The sequence below is a fragment of the Mesorhizobium sp. WSM4310 genome (assembly GCF_007003935.1).
Classification (GTDB): Bacteria; Pseudomonadota; Alphaproteobacteria; order Rhizobiales; family Rhizobiaceae; genus Mesorhizobium.
Genome location: NZ_VFTA01000030.1, coordinates 37,861 through 56,426, shown reverse-complemented (window position 1 = coordinate 56,426; position 18,566 = coordinate 37,861). Strand labels below are relative to the sequence as shown.

Here is an 18,566-nt window from a genome sequence, read left to right as displayed (position 1 = left end):
TTTCTGAACCATCACGCGCCGGCAGGCGCTGAGACGAAGCGAATTTTGCGGAGCCCAGGCATGGTCAAGACGCCGAAGATGCGACACTCGAAAAGCCGCCGCGAGCCGGTGACCATCGATCTCGAGCCCGGTGCCGTTTCCCGCATCGTCGAGGAGGGTGCCGCCAAGGCAGCGGCCGAGACAGACGAGGCGAAGGCTGAAGAAGCCGCCAATGCCTCGCAGCCGGAGGCTCCCGAAGAGCCGGTGCATGCCGACCAGACCGATCTCGAACCCTGGGAGCATGCCGACGGCGTGGGGCAGGCCGGAACCGAGCCGACCGCGGAGGCCAAGGCTGTTGAGCCGGAGATGCCCTATCCCGGTTCGGATGCGCCAGCCGACCGCACTGCCGCCTCCGACTACAATTTCGAGGATGCGTCGGCGAAGCGCACCGACGACGGCAAGGCAAAAACCCAGACGCGGGACGAAAAGATGGCGCCGGCCGCGGCAAAGCGTGGCGGCCTGAACGGCATCGCTGCCGGGATTATCGGTGGCGTCATCGCGCTCGCCGGCGCCGGCGGCCTGCAATTTGCCGGCCTGCTTGGCGCGCCGGGTTCCGGCGCCGGCGTCTCGCTCGACGGCGTCAATGGTGAGATCGCTTCGCTGAAAACCGAGATTGCCGGGTTGAAGGACGGCGGCGGCAACAACGACGCAGCGGCCAAGGTGGTCGGACTTTCCTCGGGACTGGAGCAGGTAAAAGCCGATGTCGCGGCGCTGAAATCGGCGGTCGAACAAGGCGGCGCGGGCGACAATGCCGGGCTTGCAGCCCTTGGCGACAAGGTCAAGCAGATCGAAACCGCGGTCGCCGCCCTCGGCAAGGCCGGCAGCGCGGTGCCGGTCGATCTCGGCCCGCTCAACGAAAAACTCGCCGGTCTCGACGCGCTGGTGAAATCGACAGGCGAAGCGGCGAAGGCCCAGGACAGCCGGCTCGCCGCGCTGGAACAGTCGGTGTCGCAGCTTTCCGGCAAGGTCGAGGCGGCGGCAGGACAGCCGAAGATCGCGCTCGCCATTGCCGCGTCGGCCTTGAAGTCGGCGCTCGAACGCGGTGCGCCGTTCTCGGCTGAACTCGATACGCTCGCGGCGATTTCGCCCAACGCGCCTGAGCTCGCGACCTTGCGGCCCTATGCCGAAAAAGGCGTGCCCACCCGCACCGAGATCGCCGCGCAGATGGATGCCGCCGCCAATGCCATGGTCGCCGCCGCCACGCCGGTCGACCAGAATGCCGGCTTCCTGCAGAACCTGATGGCGAGCGCCGAATCGCTGGTCAATGTGCGGCCGATCGGCGCCGTCGAGGGTCCCGGCGCGCCGGAAACCGTGGCGCGCATGGAAGTCGCCGTCACGCAGGGCGACTATGCCAAGGCGCTCGGCGAGTACAATTCGCTGCCTGAGGCCGTGAAGGCCGCCGGCGCCGACTTTGCCGGCAAACTGAAGGCGCGCATCGAGGTCGAAACCCAGGTCGACGCACTGATCTCCGGCGCGATGAAGGCATGAGGGCAAAACGATGATCCGCCTGCTCGCCTTCCTCATCGTCGTCTTCGCGCTCGGGCTCGGCTTTGCCTGGCTGGCCGACCGGCCGGGCGACATGGTCGTCACCTTCAACGGCTATCAGTACCAGGTCAGCCTGATGGTGGCGGCGGTGGCCATCGTCGCCGTGGTCGCCGCCGTGATGATCCTGTGGTGGCTGGTCAGGTCGCTGTGGAACAGCCCCTATACCATCTCGCGCTATTTCCGCGTGCGCCGCCGCGACCGCGGTTATCAGGCGCTGTCGACCGGCATGATCGCGGCCGGCGCCGGCGACGGCGCGCTGGCCCGCAAGAAGACCAAGGAAGCGGCCAAGCTGATCCGTTCCGACCAGGAGCCGCTGATCCATCTGCTCGAGGCGCAGGCCTCGCTGCTCGAAGGCGACCATGAAGGGGCGCGCCAGAAGTTCGAAAGCATGCTCGACGATCCCGAAATGCGGCTGCTCGGCCTGCGCGGGCTTTATCTCGAAGCCGAACGGCTGGGTGACCGCAATGCCGCCCGCCACTATGCCGGCCGCGCTGCCGCCGTTGCGCCGCAGCTGGCCTGGGCGGCCGAATCGACACTGGAGGAATTGACCGCGCGCGGCGATTGGGACGGCGCCTTGAAACTGGTCGACGCGCAGAAGGCGACGCGGCAGATCGAGCGCGACGCCGCCAACCGCCGTCGCGCCGTGCTGTTGACCGCCAAGGCGCAGTCGCTCGCCGACAGCGATCCCAATGCGGCAAGAAGCGCGGCGCTAGAGGCCAACAAGCTGCAGCCGGATTTCGCCCCTGCCGCGGTTGCCGCCGCCGCCGCGCTGTTCAGGCAGAACGATGTGCGCAAGGGTTCGAAAATCCTGGAGACCGCCTGGAGGGCCGAGCCGCATCCCGAGATTGCCGAGCTCTACACCCATGCCAGGCCGGGTGACGCCGTGCTCGACCGTCTCAACCGGGCGAAGAAGCTGCAGGAGATGAAGAAGAACCACGCCGAATCGTCGATGACCGTGGCGCGTGCCGCGCTCGACGCACAGGATTTCGCCACCGCTCGCGGCGAGGCCGAGGCGGCGATCCGGATGGACCGCCGCGAAGGCGCCTATCTGCTGCTGGCCGACATCGAGGAGGCCGAGACGGGCGACCAGGGCAAGGTGCGGCAGCTGCTCTCCAAGGCGGTACGAGCGCCACGCGATCCGGCCTGGGTCGCCGATGGCGTCGTTTCGGAACGCTGGGTGCCGGTATCGCCAGTTACCGGACGGCTCGACGCCTTCGAGTGGCGCGCGCCGATGGAGCGGCTTGGCCAGTTGATCGACAGCCGTGACGATGCGCCTGAGACCACCGTGCCGGTGATCGAGGCGCTGGCGAAGCCGGCCAGTGAAAAGCCGGTCGAAGCGATCGAGCCTGCCACGGCGGGCAGCGAGACAACGGGCAAGGGAACCGATAGAAGCGAAGACCAGGTCACGCCGGTCACGGCGGCTGCGTTCGCGGCGGTGCCGGCCGATGCCGAGGCCGTCGAGCCGGCTGAAGAATTGGCGCGGCTGCCGGATGATCCGGGCGTCGATCCGGACGAGGAAGCGGAAAAATCGCCGCGCCGCTTCCGGCTGTTTTGATCTTGGCCTTCGGGTGATTGACTTGGCCCTTGGGCCGTTTGGGAATGGATTGATGTTCGAACGCGTTCTATCGTTTCTCAGGGATTTGCCGGCCGGCGCCGGCGCGCATACCAGCACGGACGATCCGCGCGTCGCCGCCTCGGCGCTGCTCTACCATGTGATGAATGCCGACGGCGTGCGCCAGGATGTCGAATGGGAGCGGTTCAAGGCCGTGCTCTCCGAGAGCTACTCGATCAGCGGCGCCGAACTCGAAGCGCTCGCCGCTGCCGGCGAGCGGGCCGACAATGAGGCGATCGACCTCTATGCCTTCACCAGCGTGCTCAAGCGCCATCTCGACGCGGGCGGGCGCAAGGCCTTCATCGGCCTGATGTGGGAGATCGTCTATGCCGATGGCGAGTTGCACGAACTCGAGGACAATACGGTCTGGCGCGTCGCCGAACTGATTGGCGTCGAACGCCACGACCGGGTCGAGGCGCGCCGCAAGGCGGCGGCGCAGGCGCCGGGCGCGCGCGGAATTTCGAGCGACGAATAGACGGGAACTCGCCTGACGATGCCGCGCGCAACGAGCTCGAAGCCAAAAATCCTGATCCTGCTGCACCAGGAGAATTCGAGCCCCGGACGCGTCGGCCATATGCTCATCGAAGAGGGTTTCGAGCTCGATATCCGTCGGCCGCCGCTCGGCGACGCCTTGCCGGAGACGCTGGACGGCCATGCCGGCACGGTGGTGTTCGGCGGACCGATGAGCGCCAATGACGAGGATGAGTTCGTTCGCCGCGAGACCAACTGGCTGGAAATCCCGCTCAGGGAAAACCGGCCGTGCCTGGGCATCTGCCTTGGTGCGCAGATGCTGGTCAACCATCTCGGCGGCAAGGTCGAGGGCCACGGCGAAGGGCTGGTCGAGATCGGCTGGTATCCGATCAAGGCGACCGAGGCCGGCAGGAACCTCATGCACTGGCCGGAAATGGTCTACCAGTTCCACCGCGAGGGCTTTTCCCTGCCCAGCGACGCAACGCTGCTGGCGACGGCCGAGACCTACCCCAACCAGGCGTTTCGCTATGGCGACAATGCCTGGGGCATCCAGTTCCATGGCGAACTGACCCGGGTGATGATGCAGCGCTGGGTGGTGCGCGGCGCGCATCGCTTCGAATTGCCGGGCGCGCAGCCCGGCCGCGATCACCTCGGCGGCCGGCTGATCTGGGACATGCATCTGAAGCGCTGGCTGGACGAATTCCTGCGCATGGTGTTCGGCAGGCCGGCGGTGCGATAGCTCCGTCCGTTTCGCAATTCCGGGCGGACTGTTATTCTAGGGTTCGAGCACCGGCCGCATGAAGCTGCGCTCATAGCTCAAAATGCTGCGATTGCGTTTTTCCGCTTCAAACACATCCTGGCATTCCGGGTCGGCCGCCATCCGCATGCGATAGTCCTCGTAGTCGGCAAGGCTCGGAAAGCTGAACATGGCATAGGCGATATTGTTGGCTCCTTCGCTCGGTAGGAAATAGCCATGATGGTTTCCGCCGAGGCGATTGACCAGACCGATCCAGCGGCGGCCATATTCTTCAAACTCGGCAAGCTTGTAAGGGTCGATGACATATTTCAGGTAGCACGTGATCATGGGATTTCCTGTGACAGGGTGAGGTATCTTGCCGGCCATCGGCGAGCGTCAGTTGCGCCCGTCGAGGTGGCGAACCTTGCGCAATTGCGGGAACAGATACGCCCACAGGCCGGCGACCGCGATGGCGCCGACGCCGCCGATCACCACCGCAGGGACGGTGCCGATCAGCGCCGCCATGGTGCCGGCACGGAATTCGCCGACCTCGTTGGAGGCGCCGACGAAGACCTGGTTGACGGCGTTGACGCGGCCGCGCACCTCGTCCGGCGTCCACAGCTGGATCAGCGTCTCCCTGATATAGACGCTGAACATGTCGGTGGCGCCGAGGAGGGCCAATGCGACGATCGACAGCCAGGTGAGGGTGGACAGTCCAAACAGCACGGTGGAGGCGCCGAATGCAGCGACGAAGCCGAGCATGATCACGCCGGCATGGTTGCGGATCGGATGCCCGGCGAGCCACACCGCCACGCAGATGGCGCCGATGCCCGGCGCCGAACGCAGCAGCCCGAGGCCCCACGGGCCGAGCTGCAGGATGTCGCGCGCATAGACCGGCAGCAATGCCGAGGCGCCGGAGAGAAGCACGGCGAACAGGTCGAGCGAGATGGCGCCAAGCACGATCTTCTCGCTCCAGATGTAGCGGAAGCCGGCAAACAGCGTCGCCATGGAGGGCTTGTCGGTGGCGGTCCGCTGGGCGGGCCTGGGAATGGTGAAAATCAAAAGGGCGGCAGCCAGCATCAGGATGGCGGCGCTGGCGTATGCGACCTCCGGAGAAACGCCGTAGAGCAGGCCGCCGGCAACCGGTCCAACGATGGTCGCCGTCTGCCAGGCGGACGAGTTCCAGGCAATCGCGTTGCCGAAATCCTCCGGCGGCACCAGATTGGCGAACAGCGAGGACGAGGCCGGGCCGTAAAAGGCCCGTGCCGTGCCGAACATCGCGAGCACGGCGAAGATCGGCAGCGGGCTGGCGAGACCGCGCAGCGTCAGGACCAGCAGAATGAGGGCGCATATGCCCTCGATCACCGTCGACAGCGCCATGATCAGCCGGCGTCCGAAGCGGTCGGCGACGACGCCGGTGACCAGCACCAGAAGCAGGGACGGCAGGAACTGGACGATGCCGACAATGCCGAGGTCGAAAGGATCGCGGGTCAAATCATAGACCTGCCAGCCGACGGCGACGGAGACGATCATGGTCGCGAAAGTGGTGAGGAAGCGCGCCGTCCAGTAGCTGAGGAAGGCTTTGTGCCGGAAGGCAGCGTAACGCTGCTCAGGTGAAGTTTGCAGGGATGTCATGAATATAAGGGCCCCGTTGCGATGGCATTGGAGCGACGTCCAATTGGACGCACAAAGTATGCTCCAACACTGTTTGGTTTCGCATCGTGCTTTCCGAAAATCGGAGTGGATTTTCGGGCCGATGCGATTGCCGGCGGGGCACTTCCCGGATGGGCGCTGGTCCGACCAATGGAACGTCTAGCAAAGTTCGATGCGCGATGTGTGCGAAAATCGGCACTGGATCAAGGGATTTTCAGCCCGTTGCGTCCATCGCACAAGGAAGTTACCGCCGAAGTGCTGCCGAAATGGCGTCGAGCCCGCCTCGCAACTCGGCCTCCGTCGGCCAGCCGAAGCCGACGCGGAAGAAGCGCTTTTCCATTTCGAACCAGTGGCCTGGCCCGACATAGGTGCCATGGTTTTCCAGCAGGTTCACATAGAACCGGTCGAGATCGAAGCCGGGTTCGACATTGAGGCGCGGGAAGCCGACGACACCGCCTTCGGGCCGCACCCAGTCGACCAGTGGCTCGCGGTCGATCCAGGCCTGGACGATGTCTCGACGCTTCGCCATTTCGGGCAGCAGCACTCCCAGGAAGGCGTCCCGGCGTTCGAGCATGCCGCGCGCAATGCCTTCGTCGATGACGCTGCCGCAGATGCCGATCTGTTCCTTGGCGGCAAGGAACGTCTCCTGTAGCGCTGGATCCCTGGTGATCAGCCAGCCGATGCGGATGCCTGGAATGCCGAAGGCCTTCGACAGCGACGCGACGCTGATTGCCTTCGTGCTGAGCGAGGCCGCCGACGGCAGGCGCCGGCCATAGGAAAGGTCGCGATAGGTCTCGTCGACCAGCAAATGGCAGTTGCGGCTTTCCGCGAGCGCTACCAGCGCGTCGAGATCGGCCTGGCCCATCATCGTGCCTGTCGGGTTGTGCGGGCACGTAACGCTGATCAGCCTGGTGTTCGGTCGCATCGCCGCCTTGATGGCCTCGACGTCGATGGCAAAGCCGTCCTCGAAGGCGAGATCGACAAAGCTGATGGCGCAGCCGATCGCGCGTGGGGTTTCGATGTTGGTGGCGTAGTTGGGCCGGATGACGACGAGATGGTCGCTCGCCGACAGCAGCGATGTCGAGATGATGAACAGCGCGCCGGCGGCGCCGGCGGTGACCAGCACATCGTCAGACGAGATGCCGGCATCCTGCGCCGCGATCAGCGCACGCAAGTCCTTGTCGCCGCGATGCTCGCCATAGAACAGCGTGAGGTCAGGCAGCGACAGGCCGATGTCGGAGAGCTTCTGGTCGGCGATCGAGCTCTCGGACAGGTTGAAGCAGATGCGGTCGTAGCCGTACTCCTCCGGCGCCTCTTTCTCGATCACCATCCTGGTATAGTTCATGGCTTCCCCCACATGACCTTTGTCCGGTCTATCCAAGCCACAAAAGCAGGAAGCCTGCCAAGGCGGTTTCGCCGGCAGGCTCCTGTTCCAGTCGTCCTAAATATTGGCTCAGGCCTGAATGCTCAGGCCGAAACCTTCGCCCTGCGGCCCTTGGCCTTGACAGGCGCCACCTCGACCTTGCGGCCGAGGCCGATGGACTTCGCCAGTTGCGAGCGCGAGGCCGCATAGTTGGGAGCAACCATCGGATAGTCCGAGGGCAGGCCCCATTTGGCGCGGTAGGCGTCCGGCGTCAGGCCAAAATGCACGCCGAGATGGCGCTTCAGTGATTTGAACTTCTTGCCGTCTTCGAGGCAGATGATGAAATCCGGCGTCACCGACTTCTTCGGGTTGACCGCGGGAACCAGGGGAGCCGCCACCGGCACCGCCGGCTTGCCGAGCCCGCCGATCGAGGTGGCGACGCTGGCGATGAGGTCGGCCAGGCCGGAGGCGGGCAGGCGGTTCTTCTCAACGTAGGCGGATACGATGTGGGCGGTCAGCTCGAGAAGGTCGATGCGAGCGTCGTTGCTATCGTCGGTCAATGTTTCCTCCGTCTATGGTGCACGGCCTCGAAAATGGGGATCGTTTTCGAAAGGACGAGGCACAAATCAAAAAATGCTGAAGGGTCTTCAAGCGTATCCAGTGGAGCGCGCGGGTTAGTGCGCGAAATTCCTAGTCGGCAAATCTGCGCAACGCAATGATTAAGCGCGGCGTCACACGTTATTTTGAACAACTATACTAAACAGTAATAATATCAGACAATCAGCGCCTTGTCTCGCCACAGACGAAATCCGCCTTCGAAGGCGCGTGTGTTGTCACCGCGCCTGGCCTCGGCCGGTAACTCGTCGAGCTTATCGACATTGCCGCCGCCAATGATGACATAATCTGGCTGCAGGGCGGCGCGCAGACGGGTGACGACGTCGACGACGTATTTGCGCCACTTCTTCTTGCCGTACTTTTCCAGGCCGCGCTCGCCGACATAGTCCTCGAAACTTCGGCCTTTCCTGTAGGGAAGATGGGCGAGCTCCATCGGCTGGCCGACATTGTCGAAGACCATCGCCGCACCGAGGCCGGTTCCCAGCCCGAGGAACAGCATGCGCCCGCCTTCATAGCTGCCGATAGCCTGCATCAACGCATCGTTGACCACCTTGACCGGCTTGCCGAACTGCGCGTCGAAATCGAAGCCGGCCCAACCCTTGCCGAGATTCTTGGGATCGAGCACCGGCTTGTTGTGACGCACCGGGCCGGGATAGCCCATCGAGATGACGTCGTAGGACAGGCCCTCGGCGAGCTTCTTCACCTTGTCGATCATCTGCTGCGGCGTCAGGTCCGGGCCGGAATCGTCCCGGCGCTCGGCGCCGCCGGCGCTGGTCAGGATCTTGACGTGCGAGCCGCCAATGTCGATCGAAAGCACGATCTGCCCGGCGTCCGATGCCGTCTGCTTCACCGCCTTGGCCATCGTCTCTCCTCCGCTCATGCCACCGGGTCGATCCAGCCGTTGGGAGGCCCGAAGCCGGCCATGGCGTCGGCCGGCCCCCATGTCTTCGGCTCATAGAGATGCGGCGGCGTGGTGTCGCCGAGCACCGGCCCGACAATGCGCCAGGCAAGCTCGGCCGCGTCCTGGCGGGTGAAGAGCTGGCCATTGCCGTTCATGGCGTCGCCGATCAGGCGCTCGTAAGGCGGCATGTCGGCCTTGCTGTCGTCGAGCGCCGTGAGTTCCACCTGTTCGCCGACCATGTCGTCGCCGGGTGCCTTGCGCTGCGCGCCGATGGCGATCACCACTTGCGGGTCGATGCGGAAACGCACGTAGTTCTGGTCGGCGGGCTTGATCGGGTCGAAGACGTCGAGCGGAGGGCGCTTCAGCCGCACCACCACTTCCGTGACATGCACGGGCATGTTCTTGCCGGCGCGGATGAAGAAAGGCACATCCTGCCAGCGCCAGGTGTCGACGAAGAAGCGCACCGCCGCGAAGGTCTCGACCGGCGAATTCGGCTTCACGCCGGGCTCGGCGAGATAGCCGGTGAACTGGCCGCGCACGACATCGTCTTTTGTCAGTGTCCGTATCGCCCTGAGAACCTGCACCTTCTCGTCGATCAGGTCGTCGGCCGAGCGGCCGACCGGCGGCTCCATGGCCAGCAGCAAGAGGATGTTGAGCAGATGGTTCTCGATGACATCCCTGATGCAGCCGACATCGTCATAGAAGCGGCCGCGGCCCTCGACGCCGAAATCCTCGGCCATGGTGATCTGTACGCTCTCGACGAAATTGCGGTTCCAGATCGGCTCGAGAAAGGAATTGGCGAAGCGGAAATAAAGCAGGTTCTGGATCGCTTCCTTGCCGAGATAGTGGTCGATGCGGAAGATCGACTGCTCGTCGAACACCAGATGCAGCACGCGGTTCAGCCAGCGCGCCGACTGCAGATCATGCCCGAACGGCTTTTCCACCATCAGCCGCGCGCCACGCGCGGTGCCCGACTGCTCCAATCCTTGCACGACAGTCTCGAACATGGTCGGCGGCACCGCCATGTAGTGGAGCGGCCGCTGGGCGGTGCCAAGCGCGGTCTTCAGCTTCTCGAAGGTGGCCGGATCGCGGTAGTCGCCGCTGACATAGCGCAGCAGCGAGGCGAATTTGGCGAACACCTTCTCGTCGATCTTGCCGATGGCGTTGACGATGCCGTCGCGGGCGCGGGCCTGCAACTGCTTGATGTCCCAGGCGTCGAAGGCGACGCCGATCACCGGTTCGGTGAGCGTGCCCTTGGCGACCATCTGGTAAAGGGCCGGAAATATCTTCTTGTGGGCGAGGTCGCCGGTGGCACCGAAGAGCACCAGCGTGTCGGACCGTTCCTGGCTCATGCGTGCGTCTCCCCAGGCCGCGTCACTTGCCGGCCTTCGGCTTTTCGACATGGCCGCCGAAGGCATAGCGCATGGCGGACAACAGCTTGTCGGCGAATTCGGATTCGCCTTGCGAGGAGAAGCGGTCGAACAGCGCCGAGGACAGCACCGGCGCCGGCACGCCGGTGTCGATCGCGGCCTTCAGCGTCCAGCGTCCTTCGCCCGAATCCGAAACCCGGCCGCCGAACTGCGCCAGGCCCGGGTCGCCCTTCAGCGCGCCGGCGGTGAGATCGAGCAGCCAGGAGCCGATGACGCTGCCATGCCGCCAGACCTCGGCCACCTGCGGAAGATCGATGTCGAACTGGTAGTATTGCGGGTTTTCCAGCGGGCTGGTCTCGGCGTCGGCCGTGCGTTGCCGCTTGCCGGCATTGGCCGACTTCAAGATGTTCATGCCTTCGGCATAGGCGGCCATGACGCCATACTCGATGCCGTTGTGCACCATCTTGACGAAGTGGCCGGCGCCGCTCGGCCCGCAATGCAGGTAACCGAAGGGCGCGGTGCCGGCGGCCTTGTCGGGAGCCGGCGCGCCGGCATCGGCGCCGGGCGCCAGCGTGGCGAAGATCGAATCGAGGTGCTGCACCGCAACGTCGGGACCGCCGATCATCAGGCAGTAGCCGCGCTCGAGGCCCCAGACACCGCCGCTGGTGCCGACATCGACAAGATGGATGCCCTTGGTGGCCAGTTTCGCCGCCTGGTCGACGGCGTCGTGATAGTAGGAATTGCCGCCGTCGATGACGATGTCGCCGGGCTCCATCAGGACCGAGACCTGATCGATGATTTTGCCGGTGATCGCCGCCGGCAGCATCAGCCAGACACAGCGCGGCTTGGCGAGCTTGCCGACGAATTCCGTCAGGGATGCCGTGCCCAGCGCACCGTCGCTCACCAGGGCGGCGACGCTTGCCGGGTTGATGTCGTAGACGACGCATTCATGGCCGTCGCGCATCAGGCGCCGCACCATGTTGGCGCCCATCCGGCCCAGTCCCATCATTCCGATCTGCATGGTTTCGTCCTGTTTCCTAGAGATTTTCTGGGTTTGTCGAGGAAGGATCTAGCCGCTATCCCGCTCGCCTGATGTGACGGAGAAGTCGACATTCTCCCAATCGCCGGTTCCGGGCCAGAAAAAAGTGAAGATCAGCGTGCTTCCGCCGCGGAGGCTGGCGGTGGGAAGATCGGCAAGATGGATGCCGAAGGCATTTTCCGCCGTCTGGCTGTCATGGGCGGTTGCCCAATTGTCGCTGCTCCAGTGCACTGTGGCCGTGGCCAGCAATTCGATGCGCAGCGTCTTGCCCTCGGGCAGCGTGCGGATCTTGTTGTTGAAGCGCCAGGTCCTGAACGGCGATGTGGTCTTGCCCTGGATGTAGCGCTTGACGCCTTGCGGCGGCATGTCGAAGACAACGCCGTCGCGCAGCGAGCGCAGCAGCTTGATATGCTCGGAATGCGCCCAGACCAGCGGCATGGCGCTGCCCGAGGGGCGGCCGTGCAGCAGTTCGCGCTCGGGCAGGTCGGCGCTGTCCCAGACCTGCTCCGGCAACAGGCCGCCGGGCTCGGCCGAACCTTCCAATGCCGCCAGAAGATTGGCTGCCTTGTCCTTGCGCCCCGCCGCCAGTTCATAATGGGCGCGTTCGCCGGCCAGAAGCGGCCATGGCCGGCCCTGGCCGGTGCCGTCGAAAGGGGCGCCGTCCTGGTGTTCGCCATAGCCGTCGCCATTGTAGCGATACCAGAGCGGGCCTTGCGGCAGCGCGCAGCGTAACTGCGCGTCGATGACCTTGACCGTATCGACGATGCGCGGGTCATCAGCCGACCTCAGGCCGAAGCGCACCAGCGCCAGCGCGTCCGGGCTGACGATTTCCTGCGCCGGGCGGTTTGTGTCACCGGGCGGCCGGTTCTTGATCGGTACATAGCCGTCCTTCGGCGAGGCGGCCTCGGCGCTGTCGGGCGGCGCGATGCGGACATAATAGCCTTTGACGCCGGCCGCCTTGCCGATGGCCGTGTCGGTGGCATAGGTCCAGCGTTCGACCTGGTCGTTCCAGCCATCCGATGTCTCGCGCAGATAGATTGCTTCGTCCTTCTTGCCGCAGGCATCGAGCAGGTCTGCAGCGGCAAGCAGCGCCGCGATCTCCACCGCCAGCGTGAACGGGCTGTAGCCGGCATCCTCTTCCCAGCGATCCTCGCCGGTGACCGGTCCATTGCGCACGACATAGGTCGCGGCGCGCTCGATCATCGGCAGGAAAGCGGCAAGCCTGGCGCGGGGCAGGTGTCCCGCGCGATGCAGGGCGTCGGCCAGAAGCAGCGGGAAGGCGCATTCGTCCATCTGGATGCCGGGCCAATAGGCCGACCCGTCGAGCCAGGCATTTTGCGGCCAATGTCCGTCCGGCTGCTGGATGGAGCGCAGATACTCGAGGATCTGCAGCGCCGAGCCGGCATCGCCGGCGGCGAGGAAGCCGCCCGCCGTCTCGACCAGATCGCGCGGCCAGACCAGATGGTAGCCGCCGAGGTCGTCGTCCCCCTTGTTGAAGCCCCAGGGGATGGACAGGCTGGCGACCGCCGCGCCCGGCATGGCGGTGGAGCGGTGCGTCGCCAGAACCGCGGTCGAGGCGCGATAGGTGTTGATGCCGGATGCCGCGTGCCGGTCCAGGGGCAGCAGTCCCGCCTGCCATTTGCGCCAATTCTGGACATAGGCCTTGGCGGCGGGCTCAAAGCCCGTCTTCAGGCTGGCGAACGCATTTTCGGCGGCCTCGTCCGCTGTCGCGCCGAAACCCAGCGCCAGCACGGCTTTTGTCTTGGTCGGCGAAAAGCCGATCTCGCCGGTCAGCGCGACATTGCCGTCTTCTGCCCGTCGGCAAGCCGGATCGAGCATGCCGGTATGATTGAGTTGCTGCCAGCCGTCGGAGAAGCCGACGTAGCCGGCTGAACAATCCCGCCAGGGCAGCGACGAGGCCAGCGCCAGGCAAGAGCCGCGGCCCGAGGCGAACAGCACGGGCTGTCCCTTGTGGTCGCCGACCCAGGCGGTGTTGCCCATGCCGGCATTGACCAGATGCGGCGCCAGAAGCGCGTAGACGCGGTAATCGCCGGGAGCACCTTTAAGCGCCGTGAAGGTGATTTCCTGCAGCAGCACGGGCCGCGCCGGGTCGCAGAGGATGCGCTTCTCGATGCGGTAGGCGCCGTCGCCGGCGGTGTTGACCAGCCGGTAGGCGGGCACGCCGGCCTCGAAGGGCTCGATTTCATGCGCGGCATCGCGCTTCTCTTCCGAGAAATAGCCGCCGGGACCGGTGACGATCAGGCCGAGATCGCGCGTGCAGGCGCTGTCGAGCCGTGGATAGTAGACTTCGTTGAGGATGCCGTGGCTGATGGTGAACCAGATGTGGCCGGCCGGCGAAAGCGACGTCCCGACGCCGCTCTTGGCGCTCGACGTCCAGCGCGCCGGAATGCCCGGCGCGCCCGGGGGAACGATCGGCGTCACTGCCATCTCTGTTGGCCTCCTGTGCGCATGGCTTACCCATCCACCGACGCCATTTCAATTGGCGCACCGCAAGTTGATCGGCAGGCTTTGCGGATTGCAGTTGACAGGCCGCTATGCCATCTTCATTTGTCTGACAATCGATAAAAAACAGGAACGCAGGCGCGACTTTCCACCTAAAATCCGCACGACCAGCAACTCTTGGGAGGAGTATGAACATGAAGAAACTGTTAGCTCTGAGCGCTCTTGCCGCGATGCTCGCATCGGGCACGGCACTTGCCGATACCAGCGGCAAGAAGATCGCATTCTCCAACAATTACGCCGGCAATTCGTGGCGGCAGGCGATGCTCGACAGCTATGGCATCGTCACCAAGAAGGCGGTTGAAGACAAGATCGTCGGCGCGGCCGACATCTTCACCACCGCCGACAAGGAAGTGCCGACGCAGGCGGCCCAGGTGCAGAACCTGATCCTGCAGGGCTACGACGCCATCGTCATCAACGCCGCCTCGCCGGACGCCCTCAACGGCGCCATCAAGCAGGCCTGCGACGCCGGCATCACGGTCGTCTCCTTCGACGGCACCGTCACGGAGCCCTGTGCCTACCGCGTCGTCGTCGACTTCAAGGACATGGGCAAGCAGGAAGTCGAGCAGATGGCCAAGTTCCAGCCCAAGGGCGGGAACCTTTTGGAAATCCGTGGCCTGGCCGGCACCTCGATCGACGATGCCATCCATGCCGGCATCCTCGAAGGCGTCGCCGCGCATCCCGAGTTCAAGATCGTCGGCTCGGTGACCGGCGACTGGGATCAGACGACGGCGCAGAAAGCGGTCGCGACCATCCTGCCCTCATTGCCCGATATCGTGGGCATCGTCGACCAGGGTGGTGACGGCTATGGCGCCGCACAGGCTTTCGCCGCCGCCGGCAAGCCGCGCCCGACCATCATCATGGGCAACCGGCAGGACGAGCTGAAGTGGTGGAAGGAACAGAAGGACAAGGACGGCTACAAGACCTGGTCGGCTTCGATCGCGCCCGGCGTGTCGTCGCTCGCCTTCTGGGTGGCGCAGCAGGTGCTCGATGGCCGCAAGGACATTCCGCACGACCTGCTGGTGCCGTATCTGGCCTTCACCCAGGACGACTTCGAGGCAGCCCTTCCGAAGATCAAGGAAGGCGGCGTCGCCACCCACGAATACACGCAGGAAGACGCCCTCGCGGCGATCAAGGCCAACATCAAGTGAATGTCGCGCTTGCGTTGCCCTTCGTACCATCGCGCGGATATATCTAGGCATGCCCGAAGGGAACGCTGACATCATCAGACTGAACGGCGCCGAAAAACATTTCGGCGCCGTTCGCGCGCTGGGCGGCGTGGACTTCCACGTCCGGCCCGGCGAATGCGTCGGCCTGGTCGGCCACAATGGCGCCGGAAAATCGACGCTGATGCACATGGTGGCGGGCACGCTGACGCCCGACAGCGGCAAGATCGGCGTGCATGGCGGCATCGAGGACAACTACGCGGTGTCGCGGGCGCAAAAGCTCGGCATACGCTGCGTGTTCCAGGAACTGTCGCTGTGCCCCAATCTCAGCGTCGCCGAAAACACGCGCATCAACCACGCCTCGCTCTCGGGCCTCGGCTGGCGGCGCAAGGCGGCCGCGCTGATCACCGCCAAGCTTGACGAGATCTTTCCCGATCACGGCATCTCGGCCTGGGATATTGTCGGCGACCTGTCGATCGGCCGGCGCCAGATGGTCGAGGTGGCGCGCGCCTTCACGGTGACGCAGGACAGGCTCGACCTCGTCATCCTCGACGAGCCAACATCATCGCTGGACGCGCACACGGCTGGCCAATTGCTGGCCTTCGTGCGCCGCTTCATCGCCGGCGGCAAGAGCTGCATCCTGATCTCGCATGTTCTGGGCGAGGTGCTCAGGAATGCCGACCGCATCGTGGTGATGCGCGACGGCAAGGTGGTGGTCGCCGACGCGGCGAATGCCTTCGACCGCGACCGGCTGGTGACCGCGATGGGCGGGGCGGAAGCGCGCCAGAAGATCGCCGCCGAGATTGCCGCGGCCAAGCCGGCTGACGGTCCGTTGCGGGTGCGGGCGCGTCCCGCCGCGCAGAAGGACGGCGCCGACCTTGTCGCCCGCGCCGGCGAGATCATCGGCCTTGCCGGGCTGGCGGGACATGGCCAGACCGACCTGTTGCTGGCGATCTTCGCGGCCGCCTCCCGCGCCAGGACCGGGATCGAAGTGACCGCGCCGGTGGCGCTGGTCGCCGGGGACCGCCAGTCGGACGGGATCTTCCCGCAATGGTCGATCGCCGAGAACATCGGCATCCGATCGCTGGCGCGGCTGCGCAACGGGCTGCTGATCTCGCCGCGGCGCGAGGCCGAGTTGGCCCAGTTCTGGCAGAAGAAGATCGGCATCCGCACGCCCGACATGAACAACAACATCTTCTCGCTTTCGGGCGGCAACCAGCAGAAGGCGCTGTTTGCCCGCGCGCTCGGCTCGGATGCCCAGATCGTGCTGATGGACGATCCGATGCGCGGCGTCGATATCGGCACCAAGCTGGAAGTCTACGACCTCGTGCGCGAGGAGGCTGGCCGCGGCCGCACCTTCCTCTGGTACACCACGGAAACCGAGGAACTCGACAATTGCGACCATGTCTATGTCTTCAAGAACGGCCGCATCGTCGCCAATCTGGGTCGCGACGAATTGACCGAGGAGAAGATCATCCAGTCCTCCTTCGGCGATGCGGCCTGAGATGACCGCCGCCAGCCTCGACGCCACCACCAGGAGCTCCGCCGAGCGTGGCGCGCTGGCCCGTGCCCGCATGCTGCGCGGGCTGCTGCCGGCGCTGTCGCTGGCATTGGTGCTGCTCGCCATCGCCTGGCTCAACCCACGCGCCATCAGCTATTTCGGCTTCAGCCTGATGCTGAACCTGGCGATCCCGATCGCGCTGGCGACGATCGCGCAGATGTTCGTCATTTCAGGCAATGAGCTCGACCTGTCGATCGGCACCTTCGTCGGTTTCGTCGGCTGCGTCACCGCGACCTGGCTGAAGGACGCGCCGCTCATCGGCGTCGCCATCCTGGTTGGCTCGATCGGCGTCTATGCGCTGCTCGGCGCGCTGATCCGCCTGCGCAATCTGCCGTCGATCGTGGTGACGCTCGGCATGAGTTTCGTCTGGCAGGGGCTCGCCATCCTCGTCCTGCCCAAGCCCGGCGGCAAGGCGCCGGACTGGCTGCTGGCGATCATGTCGTTCAAGCCGCCCTTCGTGCCGTTCCCGATCATCGCGGCGCTGCTGATAGGCCTCATCGTCCATTTCGGCCTGATGCGCACCTCCTATGGCGTGATCCTGCGCGGCTCCGGCGGCAATCCGGCGGCGCTCAAGCGCGCCGGCTGGTCGCTGCTCAGAACCAAGATCGTGCTGTTCGCGCTGGCCGGCGTGTTCGGCGTGCTGTCGGGCATGGCGCTGATCGGCATCACCACCTCGGCCGATGCCAATATCGGCAATGGCTATACGCTGCTGTCGATCGCCGGCGTCATCCTCGGCGGCGGCGAATTCGTCGGCGGCCGGGTGTCGCCGATCGGCGCGGTGATCGGCGCGCTGACACTGGCGCTGGCCGCTTCGCCGCTGCTCACCTTCATGCACATTCCGCCGGACTGGCAGGTGGCCGCCAACGGCGCCATCCTGATCATCGTGCTGGCGGCGCGGGTGCTGATCAGCCGCAGGGAGAGGTAAGCGATGATCCTGGTTAGATCGCTGGCCGGCAAGCCCTGGGTATGGTCGTTCCTCGGCGCGCTTGTCGTGTGGCTGGCGACGATCGCCTTCACCGGCGGCTACGGCGCCGGCGGCATGGTCACGGCGGCGTTGTCGCTCGCGGTGTTCACGGTCATCGTCGGCGTCGGCCAGATGTTCGTCATCACGCTTGGGCCCGGCAATGTCGACCTGTCGCTGCCGGCCAATATCGGCCTCGCCAGCGCGGTCGCCATGAAAGTGATGGCCGGCAGCGATTCCATGATCGTTGTAGGCCTTCTGGCGGCGCTCGCCTGCGGCGCTGCGATCGGCGCGGTCAACTATCTGCTGATCTGGGCGCTGCGCATTCCGCCGATCATCGCCACCTTGTCGGCGAGCTTCATCATCCAGTCGATCGACATCAGCTATGGGCGTGGGCTGCAGATCAAGCCGCCGCCCGGCTTTGCCGATTTCACCAACTGGCAGATCCTGGGCATTCCGGTGCTGGCGGTGCTGACCGTGCTGTTCACCATCGGCGCGGCCATCGCCCTGCAGCGCATGATCTATGGCCGCTCGGTGCTGGCGATCGGCCAGAACATCCGCGCCGCATGGCTCGCCGGCGTCAATGTCGGCCGCATCCGCTTCCTCACCTACACGCTGTCGGGCGCGCTCGGCGGCATCGACGGCGCGCTGCTCGCCGGCTATTTCCGCGGCGCCAATGTCGATATCGGCAATGAATATCTGCTCGCCTCGATCGCCGTCGTCGTCATCGGCGGCACGTCGGTGGCCGGCGGCAAGGCCAATGTGCCCGGCGTGTGGGGCGCGGCGCTGTTTCTGGTGCTGCTCTTGACCATGCTCAACACATTCGGGGTCAGCGCGGGCGTTCGCCTGCTTTTGACGGGGCTGATCATCGTCGGGGTGATTACGGCGGCAGGCGGGGAAAAGGCGGTGCGGTGATCGCCGTTCCCGAGCGTCCGGCGAGCATCGCCGCAAGCTTCTGGGGCAGCCCGTCGCGCCGCCAAACGTTGGGCCAGCCCAACAGCGGGTTCCCATTCG

General features: G+C 65.3%; 16 protein-coding genes. 8 read left to right on the top strand and 8 right to left on the bottom strand.

Annotation, left to right across the window (positions count from 1 at the left end; genetic code table 11):
• Window positions 1-60 precede the first annotated feature (60 nt).
• From FJV80_RS26415 to FJV80_RS26400, 4 genes are read left to right on the top strand one after another with little or no spacing between them, the layout of a single operon-like run.
• Window positions 61-1,527 carry a COG4223 family protein gene (locus FJV80_RS26415; protein WP_142877837.1) on the top strand — a complete coding sequence of 489 codons (1,467 nt, stop codon included), beginning with the start codon at window positions 61-63 and terminating at the stop codon, window positions 1,525-1,527.
• Window positions 1,528-1,537: 10 nt separating this feature from the next.
• Window positions 1,538-3,139: a heme biosynthesis protein HemY gene (locus tag FJV80_RS26410; RefSeq protein WP_142877836.1), complete on the top strand. Its 1,602-nt coding sequence runs from the start codon at window positions 1,538-1,540 to the stop codon at window positions 3,137-3,139.
• Window positions 3,140-3,191: 52 nt separating this feature from the next.
• A complete protein-coding gene (locus tag FJV80_RS26405) occupies window positions 3,192-3,671 on the top strand; it encodes a TerB family tellurite resistance protein (protein WP_142877835.1) in 480 nt (159 codons plus the stop codon).
• A gap of 18 nt (window positions 3,672-3,689) precedes the next feature.
• On the top strand, window positions 3,690-4,406 hold the full coding sequence (locus FJV80_RS26400) for a glutamine amidotransferase (RefSeq protein WP_095774745.1): 717 nt from the start codon (window positions 3,690-3,692) through the stop codon (window positions 4,404-4,406).
• Window positions 4,407-4,442: 36 nt separating this feature from the next.
• Here the strand turns inward: FJV80_RS26400 and FJV80_RS26395 are convergent, their stop codons facing one another.
• The 8 genes from FJV80_RS26395 to FJV80_RS26360 form a co-directional block, all read right to left on the bottom strand.
• Entirely contained in the window at window positions 4,443-4,751 is a 309-nt protein-coding gene (locus FJV80_RS26395) for an NIPSNAP family protein (RefSeq protein ID WP_095774744.1), read from the bottom strand.
• A 48-nt stretch (window positions 4,752-4,799) separates the two neighbouring features.
• Entirely contained in the window at window positions 4,800-6,038 is a 1,239-nt protein-coding gene (locus FJV80_RS26390) for an MFS transporter (protein WP_095774743.1), read from the bottom strand.
• 262 nt (window positions 6,039-6,300) lie between these two features.
• Window positions 6,301-7,401: a pyridoxal phosphate-dependent aminotransferase gene (locus tag FJV80_RS26385; RefSeq protein ID WP_142877834.1), complete on the bottom strand. Its 1,101-nt coding sequence runs from the start codon at window positions 7,399-7,401 to the stop codon at window positions 6,301-6,303.
• A 122-nt stretch (window positions 7,402-7,523) separates the two neighbouring features.
• On the bottom strand, window positions 7,524-7,979 hold the full coding sequence (locus tag FJV80_RS26380; RefSeq protein WP_140890572.1) for a MucR family transcriptional regulator: 456 nt from the start codon (window positions 7,977-7,979) through the stop codon (window positions 7,524-7,526).
• Between the two features lie 212 nt (window positions 7,980-8,191).
• A complete protein-coding gene (locus tag FJV80_RS26375) occupies window positions 8,192-8,896 on the bottom strand; it encodes an ROK family protein (RefSeq protein WP_095792223.1) in 705 nt (234 codons plus the stop codon).
• A 14-nt stretch (window positions 8,897-8,910) separates the two neighbouring features.
• The gene (gene zwf, locus FJV80_RS26370; protein ID WP_095774739.1) at window positions 8,911-10,287 is read right to left on the bottom strand and encodes a glucose-6-phosphate dehydrogenase; all 1,377 of its coding nucleotides are present in this window, start codon (window positions 10,285-10,287) and stop codon (window positions 8,911-8,913) included.
• A gap of 22 nt (window positions 10,288-10,309) precedes the next feature.
• Complete coding sequence (gnd, locus tag FJV80_RS26365) at window positions 10,310-11,326, bottom strand: phosphogluconate dehydrogenase (NAD(+)-dependent, decarboxylating) (protein ID WP_142877833.1); 1,017 nt, start codon at window positions 11,324-11,326, stop codon at window positions 10,310-10,312.
• A 48-nt stretch (window positions 11,327-11,374) separates the two neighbouring features.
• Window positions 11,375-13,792 (bottom strand): glucan 1,4-alpha-glucosidase, encoded by a 2,418-nt coding sequence (locus FJV80_RS26360; RefSeq protein ID WP_142877832.1) that lies wholly within the window; start codon window positions 13,790-13,792, stop codon window positions 11,375-11,377.
• Between the two features lie 209 nt (window positions 13,793-14,001).
• Here FJV80_RS26360 and FJV80_RS26355 point away from each other — a divergent pair, with 209 nt between their 5' ends.
• From FJV80_RS26355 to FJV80_RS26340, 4 genes are read left to right on the top strand one after another with little or no spacing between them, the layout of a single operon-like run.
• On the top strand, window positions 14,002-15,015 hold the full coding sequence (locus FJV80_RS26355) for an ABC transporter substrate-binding protein (RefSeq protein ID WP_142877831.1): 1,014 nt from the start codon (window positions 14,002-14,004) through the stop codon (window positions 15,013-15,015).
• A gap of 49 nt (window positions 15,016-15,064) precedes the next feature.
• Window positions 15,065-16,534, top strand: a complete 1,470-nt coding sequence (locus FJV80_RS26350; protein WP_142877830.1) for a sugar ABC transporter ATP-binding protein — start codon at window positions 15,065-15,067, stop codon at window positions 16,532-16,534.
• Between the two features lies 1 nt (window position 16,535).
• A complete protein-coding gene (locus FJV80_RS26345; protein WP_185975269.1) occupies window positions 16,536-17,516 on the top strand; it encodes an ABC transporter permease in 981 nt (326 codons plus the stop codon).
• Window positions 17,517-17,519: 3 nt separating this feature from the next.
• Window positions 17,520-18,467, top strand: a complete 948-nt coding sequence (locus FJV80_RS26340; protein ID WP_095788895.1) for an ABC transporter permease — start codon at window positions 17,520-17,522, stop codon at window positions 18,465-18,467.
• Window positions 18,468-18,566 lie beyond the last annotated feature (99 nt).

Coding starts and splice junctions, on each gene's coding strand:
- FJV80_RS26415 (WP_142877837.1), top strand. CDS start 61: ATGGTCAAGACGCCGAAGATGCGACACTCGAAAAGCCGCCGCGAGCCG.
- FJV80_RS26390 (WP_095774743.1), bottom strand. CDS start 6,038: ATGACATCCCTGCAAACTTCACCTGAGCAGCGTTACGCTGCCTTCCGG.
- FJV80_RS26395 (WP_095774744.1), bottom strand. CDS start 4,751: ATGATCACGTGCTACCTGAAATATGTCATCGACCCTTACAAGCTTGCC.
- FJV80_RS26345 (WP_185975269.1), top strand. CDS start 16,536: ATGACCGCCGCCAGCCTCGACGCCACCACCAGGAGCTCCGCCGAGCGT.
- zwf (WP_095774739.1), bottom strand. CDS start 10,287: ATGAGCCAGGAACGGTCCGACACGCTGGTGCTCTTCGGTGCCACCGGC.
- FJV80_RS26385 (WP_142877834.1), bottom strand. CDS start 7,401: ATGAACTATACCAGGATGGTGATCGAGAAAGAGGCGCCGGAGGAGTAC.
- FJV80_RS26410 (WP_142877836.1), top strand. CDS start 1,538: ATGATCCGCCTGCTCGCCTTCCTCATCGTCGTCTTCGCGCTCGGGCTC.
- FJV80_RS26405 (WP_142877835.1), top strand. CDS start 3,192: ATGTTCGAACGCGTTCTATCGTTTCTCAGGGATTTGCCGGCCGGCGCC.
- FJV80_RS26360 (WP_142877832.1), bottom strand. CDS start 13,792: ATGGCAGTGACGCCGATCGTTCCCCCGGGCGCGCCGGGCATTCCGGCG.
- FJV80_RS26355 (WP_142877831.1), top strand. CDS start 14,002: ATGAAGAAACTGTTAGCTCTGAGCGCTCTTGCCGCGATGCTCGCATCG.
- FJV80_RS26350 (WP_142877830.1), top strand. CDS start 15,065: ATGCCCGAAGGGAACGCTGACATCATCAGACTGAACGGCGCCGAAAAA.
- gnd (WP_142877833.1), bottom strand. CDS start 11,326: ATGCAGATCGGAATGATGGGACTGGGCCGGATGGGCGCCAACATGGTG.
- FJV80_RS26400 (WP_095774745.1), top strand. CDS start 3,690: ATGCCGCGCGCAACGAGCTCGAAGCCAAAAATCCTGATCCTGCTGCAC.
- FJV80_RS26340 (WP_095788895.1), top strand. CDS start 17,520: ATGATCCTGGTTAGATCGCTGGCCGGCAAGCCCTGGGTATGGTCGTTC.
- FJV80_RS26375 (WP_095792223.1), bottom strand. CDS start 8,896: ATGGCCAAGGCGGTGAAGCAGACGGCATCGGACGCCGGGCAGATCGTG.